This window comes from Dokdonia ponticola, assembly GCF_042653865.1.
In the GTDB taxonomy this organism is placed as follows: domain Bacteria; phylum Bacteroidota; class Bacteroidia; order Flavobacteriales; family Flavobacteriaceae; genus Dokdonia; species Dokdonia ponticola.
The window spans coordinates 216,345-233,672 of sequence record NZ_JBHSFV010000001.1 but is presented as its reverse complement, the minus strand read 5'-3'; the positions used below and the strand labels follow the sequence as shown (position 1 = coordinate 233,672).

Annotated in this window: 14 protein-coding genes; 7 read left to right on the top strand and 7 right to left on the bottom strand. The window is 37.3% G+C overall.

Translation table 11 applies throughout. The features are described 5' to 3' along the window. Positions 1-184: 184 nt before the first annotated feature. From ACFO3O_RS01070 to ACFO3O_RS01040, 7 genes are all read right to left on the bottom strand, one after another. Positions 185-1,117 (bottom strand): glycosyltransferase family 2 protein, encoded by a 933-nt coding sequence (locus ACFO3O_RS01070; RefSeq protein WP_379976679.1) that lies wholly within the window; start codon positions 1,115-1,117, stop codon positions 185-187. Beyond that, positions 1,110-1,997: a glycosyltransferase family 2 protein gene (locus tag ACFO3O_RS01065; RefSeq protein ID WP_379976678.1), complete on the bottom strand. Its 888-nt coding sequence runs from the start codon at positions 1,995-1,997 to the stop codon at positions 1,110-1,112. The genes ACFO3O_RS01070 and ACFO3O_RS01065 overlap by 8 nt, the downstream gene beginning before the upstream one ends. A gap of 63 nt (positions 1,998-2,060) precedes the next feature. Beyond that, the gene (locus ACFO3O_RS01060; RefSeq protein ID WP_379976677.1) at positions 2,061-3,599 is read right to left on the bottom strand and encodes a hypothetical protein; all 1,539 of its coding nucleotides are present in this window, start codon (positions 3,597-3,599) and stop codon (positions 2,061-2,063) included. A 45-nt stretch (positions 3,600-3,644) separates the two neighbouring features. Next, entirely contained in the window at positions 3,645-4,376 is a 732-nt protein-coding gene (locus ACFO3O_RS01055) for a class I SAM-dependent methyltransferase (protein WP_379976676.1), read from the bottom strand. Positions 4,377-4,385: 9 nt separating this feature from the next. Further along, a complete protein-coding gene (locus ACFO3O_RS01050) occupies positions 4,386-5,069 on the bottom strand; it encodes a cell division ATP-binding protein FtsE (RefSeq protein WP_379976675.1) in 684 nt (227 codons plus the stop codon). A gap of 8 nt (positions 5,070-5,077) precedes the next feature. After that, a complete protein-coding gene (locus tag ACFO3O_RS01045; RefSeq protein ID WP_379976674.1) occupies positions 5,078-6,469 on the bottom strand; it encodes a hypothetical protein in 1,392 nt (463 codons plus the stop codon). A 197-nt stretch (positions 6,470-6,666) separates the two neighbouring features. Continuing rightward, entirely contained in the window at positions 6,667-7,869 is a 1,203-nt protein-coding gene (locus ACFO3O_RS01040) for a hypothetical protein (protein WP_379976673.1), read from the bottom strand. A gap of 208 nt (positions 7,870-8,077) precedes the next feature. On the opposite strand from ACFO3O_RS01040, the gene ACFO3O_RS01035 reads away from it, so the two are divergent. The 7 genes from ACFO3O_RS01035 (at position 8,078) to ACFO3O_RS01005 (ending at position 17,148) form a co-directional block, all read left to right on the top strand. Beyond that, positions 8,078-11,098, top strand: a complete 3,021-nt coding sequence (locus ACFO3O_RS01035) for a tetratricopeptide repeat protein (protein ID WP_379976672.1) — start codon at positions 8,078-8,080, stop codon at positions 11,096-11,098. A gap of 42 nt (positions 11,099-11,140) precedes the next feature. Then, the gene (locus ACFO3O_RS01030) at positions 11,141-12,910 is read left to right on the top strand and encodes a TonB-dependent receptor (protein ID WP_379976671.1); all 1,770 of its coding nucleotides are present in this window, start codon (positions 11,141-11,143) and stop codon (positions 12,908-12,910) included. 478 nt (positions 12,911-13,388) lie between these two features. Then, positions 13,389-13,862, top strand: coding sequence for a hypothetical protein (locus tag ACFO3O_RS01025; protein WP_379976670.1), 474 nt, complete (start codon positions 13,389-13,391; stop codon positions 13,860-13,862). A gap of 149 nt (positions 13,863-14,011) precedes the next feature. Continuing rightward, a complete protein-coding gene (locus tag ACFO3O_RS01020) occupies positions 14,012-14,482 on the top strand; it encodes a hypothetical protein (RefSeq protein WP_379976669.1) in 471 nt (156 codons plus the stop codon). 59 nt (positions 14,483-14,541) lie between these two features. Next, positions 14,542-16,170: an amidohydrolase gene (locus ACFO3O_RS01015; protein WP_379976668.1), complete on the top strand. Its 1,629-nt coding sequence runs from the start codon at positions 14,542-14,544 to the stop codon at positions 16,168-16,170. Further along, complete coding sequence (locus tag ACFO3O_RS01010; RefSeq protein ID WP_379976666.1) at positions 16,160-16,912, top strand: hypothetical protein; 753 nt, start codon at positions 16,160-16,162, stop codon at positions 16,910-16,912. The genes ACFO3O_RS01015 and ACFO3O_RS01010 overlap by 11 nt, the downstream gene beginning before the upstream one ends. Continuing rightward, a complete protein-coding gene (locus ACFO3O_RS01005; protein WP_379976664.1) occupies positions 16,909-17,148 on the top strand; it encodes a DUF3820 family protein in 240 nt (79 codons plus the stop codon). Before ACFO3O_RS01010 ends, ACFO3O_RS01005 begins: the two co-directional genes overlap by 4 nt. The last annotated feature ends 180 nt before the right edge of the window (positions 17,149-17,328 follow it).

Sequence of the window (17,328 nt, the reverse complement as noted above, 5' to 3'; positions counted from 1 at the left end):
ACCTAAGAAAAAGCGTCTTTTCTTTTGGTTCGGTTTTCTTTGGACGAGCAAAGAAAATGAACAAATACATGATTATAAGTTATTTTCATTAAATTTTAGCATTATCATACTAAAAGACTAACTAATTATTTACGTCGAACTCACGTTAAATAATAGAGGTGTATTGATTTAATGATCATGTTTACTAATACACTCCTAAACGAATCCCTAATTTTTCTAATAGCCTTTTAACACCAAAAAGAAGTTTGATCATAAAAGCCGGTGCATGGAGTAATTTGACTTGTTTTTTGGAGAGATTGGCAGGATCTATACGATCTATAAAAAACTGAGCTTCTTTGGGTTCATTCCATAATTTGGCACGGATCGCTAATGAGAATCTGTTGAGGTCTATAAATTTTTTGAGGGAAGCGTTCTCTTTTTCGGCGGCTTCATAGGCGACAAACGTAGGCCGGTGTTTTACAGAGCCAATGCTTTTATATAAACTGACGGGCGCATAGGTATACAAGGCATAGGATTTGGTGCTAAACGCAATAGGGTAGTGCATGCCTATGCGAATCCATAAATCGGTGTCTTGTCCGCTTTTAATCGTTTCATCATAGGTGCCTACGGTATCAAATACTGTTTTTTTAATGACCGTCGAACTGCTGGTGAGTAGGGTGTTTTTATAACTCGCTTCAAAGTAATTAAGCGAGAGCTGTTCTTTGTTCTCAGGATTCGAAAAACTGTACTGTGAGGGGCGTTTCCCATCATGTTCTTCAATCGTAATGGCAGTGGCAAATACCTGATGATCCGGAAAGTTGTGTATGAGTTGGTTGATTTCTGAGAGGTATGCAGGATCCCAGAGATCATCTCCATCCAATAAAGCAATATAGTCGCCTGTCGCAAGTTCGAGTCCTTTATTTCGAGTAGCAGCGGCGCCTTTGTTTTCTTGAAATGCATGATAGGTGATTTTATCTTGCGGCATTGCCAAGATCTGCGCTTCACTATGATCGGTTGAGGCATCATTGACGACAATGATCTCATACTCCTGAACAGATTGCGCCAACACACTTTGAAGTGTTTTTTGAATAAAGTCTCCTTTATTGTATACCGATATGATGACGGAGAATTTAGGCATCCCTATTCTTTTTTAGAAGTGTATAATGATAGAGTTTATAGAGATCAAAAAGAAATAACAACGGAGAGTTTCCGAGTAAATTTCTTTCCATGCGTTTTTTAAACGGCTTTATGATAGCGACAAAAAGTCCTGTAAGATTGCTTCTTTTAAGAAATATATAGCTTTTTTGAAGACGACTTAATGAAGATTCCATCATCTGAAGATCTTCATAATATACTGATGTTTCTACAGCCTCGATACTTTTTTTAAGAAAGAGCGAACTTTCTTCAAGTCCTAAATGGATCACAGGGTTGTCTATATGAACAATTTTTGCCTCTAGGGCTTTAAGTTGATGGGAAAATAGATTGTCTAATCCATACCTGTTTTCTTTACTAACGTTCGCTTTTAAAAAGAGTTCTTTTTTGATGAGTAGGTTTTGTGAGATCACAAACCAAGGTTGTTGTTGTCTTTTTTCAACTGATTGTGCCTCCCGATATTTTCCATAAAACCAACGGAGATATTGATTTTTATTGGGTGATTTTTCTTGATACGTAATTCCTCCAAAAATAAGATCAATATCATCACGAATCTCATGGATGTAGTTTTGTAAGAATGATGTTGTAGCGGGTAGGACATCGGCATCTAGAAATAGCAGCCAATCGTATGTAGCTGTTTGGGCTAATGATTCACGATTTTTTGTACGTCCTAGATTTTGTGGTTGCTCAAGATATTTGGTATGAGGGAAGGATGTGATGTTTTTATTTTCTTCCTGATGAAGTGAAGAGTGATCCTCTGAAACTATGATTTCATAGGGGATAGCCATAGCTTCTGCTTGTCTGCTCATCTCTTGGATGAGGTCATAGATCGGATAATTATATGTTGGTATAAGGATAGAAAGCATGGTGGATTACGAAAATACGATATTCATATATGTAAATAATCTCCTAGGAATTAATTTATATAATTATAGTTTATTCCCATACCTCACTAACCGAACTTGCTTTTTAATCCGTTGATACGGAATGATACTTTTAATATAATCCCTCCATGTTTTTGGATTGTACGGAATTTGTGTAGCACCCGGCAACATATCTTCGGTAAGGGTTTTAAAAAGAATGGAAGCAGGTTTGTGTCTTCGTTCAGCAGGGATATTTAAAAAGGCCATATACATGATATGCCTGCTATTGAGTGGGGAGTAATAATCCACAGCAGTGATATCGGCTTCATGATACATTTTGGCAGCCCATTTTGCCATGCGTAACTCTTGAAAAAATAAATCGTTCAGTGGGATGTTGTATTGTTCAGCATAGGGTCTTGCTTCAACTCGCCATTTTTCTAACGCCTTTTTATGAATAGGTATATTTTCATATTCTATTGCTTTACAGATATCATCTATGGTCGTAAAGGCAGCTTCGTCATATACACCTTTTAGATTCCCACCCCCTCCAGAGATATTGACGGTAGGAGTCGTGATATGTTCTTTAAACCAAGCAATATTTCTTGTTTTTGATAAAAAACGAGGGACGATAAAATGAGAAGCGAATTCCTTTTTAAACGCAGGACTCATGTCAGGGACCTTAATTTCTTCAAAATCAAGATGGAACTTTTTAGCGATCTGCTTGGCAATTTTTACATCTCTTAGGACATACGTCTTCCCCGAATTAAAAATGTAAAACTTCATGTTGTCCTTCCACTGGATACTGGCAGCTAATAATAATCTAGAGTCATATCCTGCGGTGATGGGAAAATAAATAGAGGTATATCGCAAGGTGATTGCTTTCATCACATTTTGTAAATAGGTTTTGAAAGCTGTCAGTACTTCTGCTTCCTCTAGTTGATTACTGACAAAAATCGGGAGTCGTTCTGTTTTGTTTTTTCGAATATCCAGATACTGATTAGGAATCAGTTTTTTGATACGTTCATCCCAATCTTCTTCAGAGAGTAACCAATGTTCGTTAATGTTTAAAAACAGCGGGTCATCGACTAAGGTCTTCTTTTCTGTGGATATTTCTGGGGATAGTTGTAAGACATCTAGAATCAGTTTATCTGATGATGAGATATAATAATAGTCATCTCTTTTCCAATAATAGAGTTGTCTCTCAGAAAAGAAATCGGTGAGTAACATAGTATGCGTTTCAGATGTATAGAACAGGGCGAATTTTCCTGTGAGTAATTCTAATGCTTTAAAAAGATGGGTTGTAGAGGTGCTTTTAGCTAAGGTGTCTGCAATATCTTGGTTAGCGGCCTCTGGCTGATTAGGATCTATGATAAATCCTAAAATGGTTACGGTGCCATTTTGCTTTCGTGCTTCGACGTCGCACTTCGACAAGCTCAGTGTGACACGCTGCATAGACTTCTGCGTTACATTATTTCGCGAAAGCGTACATTCTAAATCTTCATGACAAAAAACAGTATAGTCATCGATGGTATGATTTGAAAAACCTTCTTCCGATGTGAGATGTATCGAAGGATCATTGGTGATGAAATATTGTTTTTTTTTCAAGGATATTCTTGTTTTTATATCGAGATCATAAGATCTGGTATTTGTTTATTTCATTGCTTTAACCACAGATTCAGATTGCCATCCATGAACATGGTTTTTTTCTGCTACAAAATCTATGATTTCTGTTTGAAATTGCGCGTCTTTTAGTCGCGAATTCAATCCTTCTAAGGAGTAGATTCGTACATGGTCTTTCTGACCAAAGGCTTTGAGTCTTCCTTTTTCTGATGTAATAGTAGTGTCTTCATAAATAGCTCCTTCTTTAAACGGAGTTTGTAACAGGCAGGTTCCTTTAGGTTTTAAGACACGATAAAGTTCGGCGATTGCTTTTGTATCGTCAAGAATATGTTCTAGTACGTGATAGCAAATAATAGTATCAAATGAATTATCTGGTGCTGCGATAGCAGTGATATCATACGAATGATCTGCCATGAACTCATTCTTATAATCGGTAGCGATGTAGGTGATTTCAGTATTTTTTTTGAGCACCCTATATAAGGCTCTTGGAGGGGAGAAGTGGAGTATTTTTCCAGAAAGTAAGTGATTTTCTTTCAGGAGATGATATACTCTGCGTGATCTGCTTCGACTACCGCAAATAGGACATAATAGGTCTTTTTTTCCAATGAGAATAAATTTTTTAAGTCCTGTATGACAAACGTTACAATTGTATGTACTGCCACGGTAGTTAAAAGAAAATAATTTACGAAGGATGAGTTCATTTCTAAGTAGAAATGATTTTGGAATTATTGACTTCGCTACGTTCTTTGTGAGTTGGTACATAAAAAGAGATTACACCGTTCGTTGCACCACCTCAAAAATCTTATTGTTATCGCATTTTAAGGTTTTGGAAGGGTATTTTAATAATAGGGCATAATCGTGCGTAGCCATTAAAATGGTATTCCCATTTTTATTAATCTCTTGAAGGACTTCCATGATCTCCACACTGGTTTGTGGGTCTAGGTTTCCTGTGGGCTCATCGGCAAGAATAAGTTCGGGATCATTCAAAAGGGCCCGTGCAATCGCTACACGTTGTTGTTCTCCTCCAGAGAGCTGATACGGATATTTAAAGCCTTTACTTTTCATCCCTACTTTAGAGAGTACTTCTTCTATTTTGGCATCAATAGCTGTTTTGTCTTTCCATCCCGTCGCTTTGAGTACAAAGAGCAAATTGTCTTTTACTGTACGGTCATTCAATAACTTGAAATCCTGAAAAACCACTCCTAATTTTCGACGTAAAAAAGGAATTTGTTTTTCTTTTAATCCATTGAGTGTAAACCCTACAATCTCTCCTTCACCTTCTGTAAGTGGGAGATCCCCATAAAGTGTTTTCATAAAACTACTTTTTCCAGATCCGGTTTTCCCAATCAGGTACACAAAGTCCCCTTTGTTAATCGTGATTTGAACATCAGAGAGAATCATATTTTCTCTTTGATAAATGGCTGCATTGCTAAGATGTAATACTGGGTTTGACATATCAAGGTTTAACTAACGTTAAAAATAGATGAATTCTTATGATTTTTTGGTGTTATCTTTTTTATAAAATAAGTTTCATAAAGAAAATGTGAGACCACTACTATGATAAAAGGTAAAAATGGTACAGAAAAGCGGCCATTATTCCCATAAATCACAAGAGCCTGTCCTAATGATGACCCTAAAGTAAGGAGTACACAGAAAAGATAAAAGTTAAGTGACAACTCTTTTTTTCGGATGTGTCTAATGATCATGATAAAGCTGATGACTAAAAAAGCACCGTTTATCAAGAATAGTAATGGTCTTTGAATGTATAGCCAGGTGCCAGACAAAATCCATTTTGGAATGTTATGCTTGAATGCATTATAATTCCAGAGCACATACTCTTCCCAGAAAGCCAGCCAAGAGATTCCTACTTGTTTGGAGTAGGCGAGCGGATTCTCTCGAATAAGTTCCTTATTCATAGGATCAAACCGTTGTGAGAGTTCTGCTACGGTGATATTTTCTTTCGCTTTAAGCGCTTCATACACACGCCAAATACTCATAGAGACATCACCGTCATTTGCGATGACAGAGTCTCTTTTACGGACATATACATCTCGTAAGGCTGCATGAGAATCATCTGCATTATCGATAAAATACACACAATTCTGAGCCAGATTCATTCCTGAAAACACCGTCACCGTTTTGTAGTCTGTATTATAAAAATTGAGCATACTCCATGCTTGGTAACTCGCTAAAGCAGGCATGCCTATAAGGAATACTTGAATGACTATTTTTAAAAATTTGAGATGTCTGTAAATGATGAGAAAGCAAACAACCACCAAAGGGGTGATGACAATAAACATGGGGCGTATCAGAAAAACAACGGCCATTAAGATACCCAATAAAAGACTTTGCACGTTTGTAATGGCGTCTTTTTTCTGGGTTTTGAAAAAATCAATACGAACAAGATACCATAAACATACGACCAATGCACATAGGGTTAATGTCTCTGTTAGAATCGCTCTTTCATAAAATAGAATATGTAGAAAAAAGGACAAGCTAAGACCATTAATCAATGCAAGTGGGATATGATTTTTAAGACGAAAACTGATTTTAAAAAGTAGGACAGAAGAAAGGATCCCTAACAATGTTTGGATAAAAACAACAATCGAAAAGTGGATTCCTGCGATGGCAAGTAGTAACGGATATCCTGGAGTGCGGAGTCCGTCGTATCCTTTTAAATCAAGTGTTGATAGTCGCTCAGCCAATGGAATATAACTCTCCGTATCATTAAAAATAGATACTTGATTGCTGTACGCGATGGCTATAAGAACGCGTACAAGAACCCCTACTATCATCAAAAATAGTATGGGTTTTTCTAAGGCTAGCGTTTGTATTTTAACGAATACTTTTTTCATATCAGTAGTTCATAAAAATACATGTTTTCTAGGGATCACCATACTTGAATCCAGCTTTTATAGGAAAAGTGGGTTGTATTCACTTTCGTGAAAGCGTACTCATTCGTCACGTGCTTAAGAGCCTACTTTTAATGTATAATAGGAGGTTTTTTTATATATTGATCTTTCGCTGGATGGTTTGCTCATGAAATGAGCTATTAAAATTGTAAAAATCGATAACTTACTGTGAGCATCATACTCGTGTACTCAGATTTTGATTTGACGTGATCTTTTTGAGTATTGTAGCGAATTTCTCCTCTGAAATTTTTCCAGGAGAATCCTGCGGATAGTCCAAGACTTCCATCACCATTACTTATAAAATCGTCAGATAGTTCATAGGTAATATCGGTGTTTGATATGATTTCCAATCCATAACTAATTCCCAAATGAATTTTAGAAGAAGGCGCTAGGTAAAAATAATGGCGTGCTCCGATGCCTACATCAAAAAAACGCTGATCTGCATCAACACGTTGCATGAACACTACATTTGTTAAAACAGAATCAAAGGAGGAAATACCACTCGCACTATAGCTAGTATACCGACCATCAAAAAAAGCAGCCCATTTGTTATTTGAATTGGGTACTATATATTCAATTTCAAATCCAAAAACAGGATTGACAGCGGAACCAAAATCAAAGTTTCTGTTATCAGATTCTTTTATTTTTAAACTATTGAAATTTGCACCTGCTATAAAGTGTAATTTAAAGGGATTTGTATTTTCTTTTTTGCGTATTATTTTTGAGGTTCCCCCTTTGCATGTATTGTATTTATTTACATACTTGATTATATCACCTCTGTTGTATTGGATGCTTGATGCGTCAAAAGAAAGACCTTCACAAGAAAAATTAGTTGCTAATTGTTGTTGGAAATACGTATTCTCATTGATTTTATCATCGTAAGTTAAAAAGCGCTTGTAAATAAGTGGGTATATAAGATCGCCTTCTTTTTGAACATAAAATCTAGGACCTTCAACGATGGTGTGAGAGTATAATGTTAAAGCCCCTTCTAACTCTACTTTTAAGAACACCGTTTCTATTTGCATAGAAGGGTTTCTATCTCTACTAAGATCATTTAATTTATTAGATGATCTGTCTATATTGACTTGATGCCTTTCGTATTTTGAGATGTCATAAATTCCAAAACCGCTGGCTTGCGCCAATGTGATGGTTTTTCCTTCGGCATTTTCAGTTGCGTAAAAAGTAAATGAGTCGGGTGTAACTCCCCAATCTAAGTCTTTTATGAGCCCCTCTTTTTTAACCCCATTGTTATCGATGTAATATCCTTTTTTATTTTTGGTTTGTGCTTGAGAAATACATGAGTATATTAAAATGACGCATAAAATGACATAGCTGTTTTTCATTCTGAATTTTTTAATTTTTTAATTTTTTGCAAATTTTGGTGCAAAATACTAAATATAAGTAGAGTGAGGTAGTTTTCACGATTGTTAATTTCCTTTTTACAACTCTACATAATTATACGCTATTTCTCCCGTTATGCATAGAGAAGAAAAGTATCTTTGAGTACGATTATAGACCCAATCTTAATACATCATATCAAAAACAATCCATATGCAGAAATTAATCACGGTGCTAACCGCATTTTTACTTTATACAAGTATCCTCTCTGCACAGCAAACTGCGATCTACACAGATGACCTTGTGAAGTATAACAAGGCATTGTCACTTTACAATAGTCAGCAGTATCTTGCCGCGCAAACCTTATTTGGTGAAGTAAAAGACGAAACAACTGATACAACTATCCAAGGAGATTGCGCCTATTACATTGCAAACGCGGCTGTTCGTTTAAATCAGCAAGGAGCCGATAACCTCATGCAGGGGTTTGTCAATGACTACCCAACCAGTACAAAGCGTAATTCGGCATTTCTAGACGTTGCCTCTTTCTATTTTGATAACGGAAAATATGCCTATGCCCGTAAGTGGTATGATCGTGTAGATGAGGATAATTTGACAGGAAGTGCCAGAGAAACCTACGATTTTAATAATGGGTACTCCTACTACAAAAGCAAACAATACGATCAAGCCAAAAAGTATTTAAACCGTGTACGTGATTCGCAGAAATACGGATCTCAAGCCAAGTACTATCTTGGGTTTATGGCCTATGAAGGCGATGATTACCAAGAAGCCGATGAACTCTTTGATGCAGTTGAAGATAAAGAAGATTACAAAGAAGAACTTGCGTATTTCAAAGCCGATCTTAATTTTAAACTAGGAAAGTTTGATCAAGCCATCGCCGAAGGAACGTCGCAGCTCCCTACTGCCAATCCTAAAGAAAAATCAGAACTCAATAAGATCATAGGGGAAAGCTATTTTAACCAAGAAAAATATGCAGAAGCCTTACCCTACCTCAAAGAGTACAAAGGGAAAAGAGGAAAGTGGAATAATACCGATTATTATCAGTTAGGATATGCTTATTACAAGCAAGGGGATTATGAAAATGCGATCAATGAGTTTAATAAAATTGTAGATGGAAAAAACAGCGTTGCTCAAAATGCGTATTACCATCTTGCAGAATCCTACTTAAAAACAGACAAGAAGCAGCAAGCTTTAAATGCTTTTAAGAATGCATCAGAAATGGAATTTGATGCAAAAATCAAAGAAGACAGTGGCTTAAACTATGCAAAACTGAGTTACGAGATTGGAAATGCCTACCAAACCGTACCACAAGTCCTCGCAAATTATATGGAGGAGTATCCTAATACACCTGCAAAAGAAGCGCTTGAAGCCCTTCTGATAGATTCTTACATCACCTCAAAAAACTATAAAGAAGCACTTGTGTTGCTAAAGAAAAGCAACTCTTTTGAAAGCAAAGTTGCCTACCAAAAAGTAGCATTTTATAGAGGGGTAGAGTTATATAATGAAGGAAATTATATAGAAGCGCAAGCGATGTTTAAAAAATCTTTAGAGGAGCCTAGAGATGAGCAATTTGTAGCAAGAGCGACCTATTGGAATGCAGAGTGTGATTATGTACTCGGCAATCATAAAGAAGCGGTTATCGGGTATAAACAGTATGCCCAAAATAGCAATGCTTCGGCGACACCAGAATATCAAGATCTCAATTATAACATAGCCTACGCGTATTTTTCTGATAAAGATTACGAAAATGCAGCTTCCTATTTTGAGAAATTTACAAACCAATCCTCAGAAGACAAAGTGCTTCTCAATGATGCGTATTTACGTTTAGGAGATAGTCGTTTTATTTCAAGTAAATACTGGCCAGCGCTCGAAGCGTATAACAAAGCCATCGAAATCAATGCCACCGATAATGATTATGCGACCTTCCAAAAATCAATGAGTTATGGATTTGTCAACCGAAATGCAGATAAAATCAACGGTCTCAAAAATTTCGCGCAAAGCTTCCCAAAATCAAGTTATCGGGATGATGCCTTGTATGAATTAGGGAATGTATACGTCTCTCAAGATAATAGTGATCTAGCTATTGCCGCTTATGACCAACTGGTACGGGACGTGCCAGGAAGCTCGTATGTGTCTAAAGCCTTGCTCAAAAAAGCCTTGATTTATGACAATAACAATCAGTCAGATCAAGCGATTAGCATTCTTAAAAAGGTAGCTTCGTCCTATCCTGGCACTCCAGAAGCTTTACAAGCGGTCACTACGGCAAAACTTATTTATATAGACCTAGGACGTGTGAATGAATATGGGCAATGGGTGAGTACGCTCGATTTTATCGATGTAGAAGACGCCGAGTTGGATGATGCCGCGTATGCTTCGGCAGAAAAACAATATCTAGAAAATAATGCAACGCAGGCCATGCGTTTGCTAGACGAGTATCTCGAGAGTTATCCTAACGGTCAGCATGCGTTAAAAGCCCATTTTTATCTGGCACAACTCGCTTTCGCGAAAGCGGACTACCCCACAACCATTCCTCATTACCAGTTTGTCATTGCAAAAGAGCGGTCTGAATTTACAGAGCAAGCCCTCGCACGATTAGGGCAAGTATTCTTATCCCAAGAATCCTACACAGAAGCCATTCCGGTATTGCAACGCCTAGAAACAGAAGCCGACTTCCCACAGAATGTCATCTTTGCACAGTCAAATCTGATGAAGTCTCACTATGAGTTAGAAAACTATGCAGATGCAGTGACCTATGCAGAAAAAGTGCTCACGAATACCAAAATTGATAATGCGGTAAAAAGTGATGCCCAAGTGATTATAGCAAGAGCGTCTATCAAAACAGGCGACGAAGATCGCGCAAAAATAGCCTATACAAAAGTACAAAGTATTGCCACGGGCGCACTCGCAGCAGAAGCGTTGTATTATGATGCCTACTTTAAACATAAGGATAATGATTTTAAAGGCTCAAATACAGCCGTTCAAGAACTCGCTAGAGATTACAGTGGGTATAAAGAATTTGGTGCCAAAGGATTGGTGCTCATGGCTAAAAACTTTTACGCCTTAGAAGATGCCTATCAAGCTACTTATATTTTGGAAAGTGTGATTACCAACTTTTCGGACTATCCCGCTATTGTAAAAGAAGCGCAACAACAATTGGCACTGATCAAAACAAACGAGGCCAAGACCAATTCTTCTGTTGAAGACGGCGGTAACTAATTTTCATCAATCACAGAAATCACAGACATAATACATTGATATATGATCGTTCATCACATCAAAACATATAAAACTATTTTCTTATTGGCTTTAGGGCTTAGTATTACACAAGTTCAGGGACAAGAAAAGGAGGACAAACAAGATTTAGGTACCGAGGTTGTTAATGTTGTAAAACCCTACACGCCCACCATTAGTGATGCGTTTAAAGTAAAGGCAACACCCAAGCTGAATGACTCTGTCAATACCACCAAAAAGAAAGTAACCTACAGTATTTTTTCGGTGCCTGTGGCAAGTACATTCACACCTGCCAAAGGAAAAGCCGCTGCGGTTAAAAAAGCGCCTAAGCTTAAGTTGTATGATAACTATGCGACGCTTGGTTTTGGTAGTTTTACCTCTGTACTTGCTGAGTTTTATAGCAATTTTCAAATCAGTCGTACCGAAGATTTTGGGGTATTTTTGAATCATAACTCCTCACAAGGCGGGATTGATAATGTACGCGTAGACGACTTTTTTTATGATACCCGTCTCAACTTAAATTATGGAGCGAGAGAACGCGATTTTTCTTGGCGAACAGATTTGGATGTCCAACACCAAGTATTTAATTGGTATGGGCTTTCTCCTACCATCATAGATATGGGTCCCGCAGATGGCCCTATCCTCACTGAAGACTTTGATGTAACACATTCCTACCTTACAGGGTCGCTAAATGGAAGTGTAGCCTTTAATGATGGTGTTTTTAAAGGTGGAAAAGCCACCCTACGATATCTGACAGATTCAGAAAGTAGTAACGAGTTACGTGCTATTGCAAAACCAACCTTAGAATTTCCCATCGCAGGAGAAAATATCACCACAGGATTAATAGTGGATTATGTCAACGGTAGTTTTACCAATGATTTTTCTACAAACCTAGAAGAAACCAATCATAGTATTCTGAATGTAGGTGTCAATCCAAGTCTCGTGATTCTAAGAGATGATCTTACGGTAAATCTGGGAGTTGCAGGATTTGTAAGTATGGATAGTGAAAATAGCACCACCGACTTTTTTGTATACCCAAAAATAACAGCATCGTATCGGGTGGTGGGTGATTATTTTATTGCCTATGCAGGACTAGAAGGTGACCTACGACAAAATAGTTATTATGACTTTGTGCAAGAAAATCCTTTTGTAGCGCCGTCCTTAGCTATCACTCCTACAGACCAGCAATACGATGGATATTTAGGAATGAAAGGGAAGCTTTCCAATAGTGTAAGTTATAATTTAAGAGCCAACTATATCGCAGAAAGCAATAGAGCGTTATTTCAATTTAATCCAGCGCAGGTATCTTCCCAAGTAGCTTTTCTTAATGGAAACTCGTTTAGTGTGGTGTATGATGATGTAGAAACCTTAGGTGTTTTTGGAGAGCTGAACTTTGATGTGAATAGCAACTTCAAAATGAAAATCAACGGACAGTTTAATTCGTATACCACCGATAATCAGGCAGAAGCTTGGAATTTACCTGAGTTAACCGCTTCGGTATTTGCCGATTATCAAATCACAGAACAATGGTTTGCAGGAATCAATCTATTCTTTGTAGGAGAGCGTCAAGACTTGTTATTTTCAAATGACCCTACCGATATTTTAGCACAACCACAAGTGGTCACATTAGATAGCTACCTAGATGCCAATGCACACGTAGGCTACCGCTTTAATGATAGACTCTCTGCCTTTGGAAGAGTTAATAATATCTTGGATAGCGACTATCAAAAATGGTTAAACTACGAAGTGCAAGGACTCCAAGGAATGGTAGGGGTAACCTATAAATTTGATTTTTAATCGCGGGGCGATAGCCAAAAGTTTAATTCCCTTGTGTTTGGGCTTGTCTTGAAATGGAAAGCGACGTCCTATTCATACCTTGTACACTTGCATCAAGCTAATTCCGATGTTTACTGAACTCGTTTAGTATCTAGTGGATCTATGTTTAATACCTTGACACTTAGGGCCATTTTTAGATTCCAAGACGTACCTTAGGGTGTACTTTTATTAAACCCGAATTATGCATTAGAAAATCTATTACAACTTAAATAAGCTTCAAAATATACCGTTACACTACCTTTTTAAGTTTAACCATAGCGATGCTATGCTAAAACTCAGAAAACGCCATATTTTATTGCTTCTTTAAACCTCATTACGAAGTTCTAATGCATAATGCGGGTTAAAAGATCGCATCATTTTAAGATTATGGAACGCAACCTTTTTGAGGTTTATGACTCTATAGACTATACACCATAGTAAGACATAAAATCTACAACCCATGAAAAAACTAATTTGTATCTTCTTTATAAGTCTATTAAGTCTATCTCTTGTCCAATGTAATTCAGACGATGACAATGCTCAAGATTGCAGCCTCGTACTTTGTACAGCGCCAGGACTTTTATTAGAATTTATAGATGCAGATACGGGTGAAAATGTGCTAGAAGGTCTTTTTGACAATGGCGCTCCTGATGGCTTTACGATCGCTATTGGAGATGACAATACACCATTAACCTTTGAACAGGAGTATGTGTTTAATGAAGGACAAGTCACTGGTTTCTCTAGTATCGTAGGGCAAAATCAAGTTCAAGTTTCATTAGAAAACGTATTTGATGTTGCCATTGCACTTGATATTGAAACCCTCTCAAGTGATGAGTGTTGTCCAGGGTATCAATATGAAAACATCACAGTGACCAATGCTACTTTTGACCAAGCTGGCGACCAAAGAGCATTGATTTTACGAATTTTTATATAACTCCTACACATTCCATGCTTTACTGATTTCAAATTTTCAGTTTGAAGGCGTTTCTGTTGAATAATCAGAAATGTAGGTAAAGTGGGGGTGCTTTTCTTGTTAACATTTGATTTTACGTATCTTTATATAACCCCCAAAATTAAAAAATCATGTTACAACGATGTGTCATTTACTTATTTATAGCCATTTGTAGCTCTTCTTGCGGCTCGGATGAACCAGAAATTGAGAATGCTTGTAATCTGATAGATTGTGCAACAGTCAGTTTACGATTAGAATTTGTTGCAGCAGCCACAGGGGAGGATTTATTCTCAAATAATACATTTGACATTAGTAGCTTACAAATGATCAATATTCAAACCAATGAAGCTGTTAATTTTTATGCAGAAACCTTTGGACCAGGTGACAGAACAGTCATTGTACTTCCTTCTTTTGTAGAAAATAGCACATTAGAAAACTATCAGATTTTTATTCCAGATATATTTGATATGGCGTTTCGTTTTTCTGTTGAAGTTGACTCAGACCCTTGCTGTCTATTAAACAGCTATAGTAATGTGGCTGTAGAGGCAGACGATATTACTATTGAAAATACAGGTTTTGCTAGCTACAGATTACTTTTTTAAATTGTTTTGATCTTATCTATATCTCAGGAGGTTTTGTATTTTAGTGCAAAATCTTTTTTATGCGAATTCTTACTTTTTTATGTGTACTCATATTTGCGATCTCTTGCACTACAAAACAAGATGTTGATCTTATCGTTACCAATGCTACCGTGTATACGGTGAATGACGCTTTCGCGAAAGCGGAATCTTTTGCCATCAAAGACGGAAAATTTGTCGCTGTAGGCACTTCTCAAGAAATTACAGATGGCTATACTGCCCCTGAGGTAATTGACGCTTCTGGAAAAACAGTGTTGCCTGGGCTCATTGATGGACACTGTCATTTTTATGGATTAGGTCAGAATCTACAAGTCGTAGACCTTGTCGGGACAACAAGTTATGATGAGGTGTTGGAGCGTGTGTCCGCTTTCGCGAAAGCAAACCCAGCCACCCCTTTCTTAAGAGGAAGAGGATGGGACCAAAACGATTGGGAAGTCAAAGAATTCCCCACCAAAGAAAAACTAGATGCCTTATTTCCAGAGGTGCCTGTCGCCTTAGAACGTGTAGACGGTCATGCCTATCTTGTGAATCAAAAAGCCTTAGACTTGGCAGGAATCACTGATACCACCGTGGTTGCCGGAGGCGAAATCGTAAAAGAAAATGGAAAAATCACTGGCGTGTTGGTAGACCGTCCGCAAGAGTTGGTAGATGCTGTGATGCCAAAAGCCAGCAGAGCACAAAATATTACCGCCCTCAAAGGTGCCGAAGAAGTCTGCTTTTCTTACGGACTGACAACCGTAAATGACGCAGGATTAGATAAACCCATTATCGAGTTGATTGATAGTTTACAAACCACAGGCGACTTGAAAATGCGTATCTATGCGATGATTAGCAACAAACCAGAAAACTTAGATCATTATTTAACCACTGGAAAAGTAAAAACCGACTACCTTAATGTGCGTTCTGTCAAAGTATATGGAGACGGTGCCTTAGGATCAAGAGGAGCAGCACTCAAAGAACCCTATACAGATAAAGACGGTCATTTTGGAGCGATGATCACACCCGTTTCTGAGATTCAAAACCTTTCAAAACGTATTGCAGAAGCTGGTTTTCAAATGAATACCCATGCCATTGGCGACAGTGCCAATGTGGTGGTGTTGCGCGCTTACAAGGAAGCGTTGCAAAATATAGAAGATCCTCGCTGGAAAGTAGAGCACGCGCAAGTCGTGGCACAAACTGATTTTGATTTTTTTAATCAAAAGATTCTTCCATCTGTGCAACCAACGCATGCGACAAGTGATATGTATTGGGCAGAAGATCGCGTAGGCGAAGAACGTATCAAAGGCGCGTATGCCTTTAAAGATTTATTGAATAAGTCAGGCATTGTCATCTTAGGAACCGATTTTCCTGTGGAGCAAGTGAGTCCGTTTTATACGTTTTATGCCGCCGTAGCGCGTAAAGATTTAAAACAATACCCAGAAGGTGGATACCAAATGGAAAATGCCTTAACAAGAGAAGAAACCTTGAAAGGAATGACGATTTGGGCAGCCTATTCCAACTTTGAAGAAGGAGAGAAAGGAAGCATCGAAACTGGAAAATTCGCCGATTTCATCATCATGGATGAAGATATCATGACCGTAGATGAAGACAAAATTCCCAACCTAGAAGTCAAAGCTACCTATGTAGGAGGGGAGAAGGTGTATGGGGAGTGATATTGATTTTTTTGGAATGAATGAAGATGAAAAAAAAGCAAAAAAGTTTTTACTTTATTTAGGTTATGATAATATTGATTTTGAGCCTAGAGGTTGTTATACTTTCCCAGATTTTTCCATAGGAAAAATTGGAGTTGAGGTTAGAAGATTAAATCATCAAATAGAAGTAGACGGGAAATTTGTAGCATTAGAGGATTTTAAGGAAAGCTTTTTGAACAGGATGCGTTTATTTCTAAATGAATTTGACACAGGATTAAATCATTGCTTAATAGCCTCTGTTGCTTACAAGAGGCCCCTAAAACCTGATAATAAATTTTACAAAAACCTTGAGGAATCTATTAAAAACACAATAAAGCATAAGATATTTGGTAAAAGTGTTTCAATTGGGTCTAATTTTAGTTACACTTTATATGAGTCACGTGATGATCAAGATACTAATATTTATTTAGGGGTTTGGAGTGATAAAGACGAAGTAGGTTGGGATGTTACAAAAAAAAGGTATCAAGCTCTTGAAATTGCTATTCGTGAAAAAGAAAAAAAATTACTAGATAATTTAGATTCAATTTCTTTTGAAAAGAATTGGTTGATTTTAGTTGATTATATATTCAGTAGGGTTGATGAAAATACTCTTATTGATTTAGGACAGTACCCTAAGCTATCATCTAGTTACGATAAAATTTTTCTTATTTCGAGGTTTGATAGTAAAGGAATAGAATTAAACTACAAAAGGCTTATAATTTGACACCCCAAGACCATCTTATCGAACTTGCGCATTATAAAATGCCTTTTGGAAAATACAAAGACTACTACCTTGTTGATATCCCTGAGTATTATTTTGTGTGGTTTAAGCAAAAAGGGTTTCCAGAAGGGAAACTAGGACGCCTCCTAGAAGAAATGTATGAAATCAAACTCAATGGTTTAGAGCCTATGGTTAAGAAAGTACAACGCACGTATGGGAAGCCTTCTAATTTAAAATAATAGAGGTCACTAGGTACTTGTCCAATAATATCATTTTTTAATTATCTGACATTCTGACTTTTGAAATAGTCACTTTTGTCCGTTCGAGCGCAATCGAGAACTATTTGAATGCTATATGTAGGTTTCGACTGCGCTCAATTGGACAATAGAATATAAGTAACGATCTACTAACTTTTATAA

What these genes read in the sequence shown, in the direction of transcription:
- ACFO3O_RS01015 (WP_379976668.1), top strand. Translation starts at nt 14,542, where the DNA reads ATGCGAATTCTTACTTTTTTATGTGTACTCATATTTGCGATCTCTTGC.
- ACFO3O_RS01055 (WP_379976676.1), bottom strand. Translation starts at nt 4,376, where the DNA reads ATGTACCAACTCACAAAGAACGTAGCGAAGTCAATAATTCCAAAATCA.
- ACFO3O_RS01040 (WP_379976673.1), bottom strand. Translation starts at nt 7,869, where the DNA reads ATGAAAAACAGCTATGTCATTTTATGCGTCATTTTAATATACTCATGT.
- ACFO3O_RS01050 (WP_379976675.1), bottom strand. Translation starts at nt 5,069, where the DNA reads ATGTCAAACCCAGTATTACATCTTAGCAATGCAGCCATTTATCAAAGA.
- ACFO3O_RS01030 (WP_379976671.1), top strand. Translation starts at nt 11,141, where the DNA reads ATGATCGTTCATCACATCAAAACATATAAAACTATTTTCTTATTGGCT.
- ACFO3O_RS01035 (WP_379976672.1), top strand. Translation starts at nt 8,078, where the DNA reads ATGCAGAAATTAATCACGGTGCTAACCGCATTTTTACTTTATACAAGT.
- ACFO3O_RS01010 (WP_379976666.1), top strand. Translation starts at nt 16,160, where the DNA reads ATGGGGAGTGATATTGATTTTTTTGGAATGAATGAAGATGAAAAAAAA.
- ACFO3O_RS01045 (WP_379976674.1), bottom strand. Translation starts at nt 6,469, where the DNA reads ATGAAAAAAGTATTCGTTAAAATACAAACGCTAGCCTTAGAAAAACCC.
- ACFO3O_RS01065 (WP_379976678.1), bottom strand. Translation starts at nt 1,997, where the DNA reads ATGCTTTCTATCCTTATACCAACATATAATTATCCGATCTATGACCTC.
- ACFO3O_RS01020 (WP_379976669.1), top strand. Translation starts at nt 14,012, where the DNA reads ATGTTACAACGATGTGTCATTTACTTATTTATAGCCATTTGTAGCTCT.
- ACFO3O_RS01025 (WP_379976670.1), top strand. Translation starts at nt 13,389, where the DNA reads ATGAAAAAACTAATTTGTATCTTCTTTATAAGTCTATTAAGTCTATCT.
- ACFO3O_RS01070 (WP_379976679.1), bottom strand. Translation starts at nt 1,117, where the DNA reads ATGCCTAAATTCTCCGTCATCATATCGGTATACAATAAAGGAGACTTT.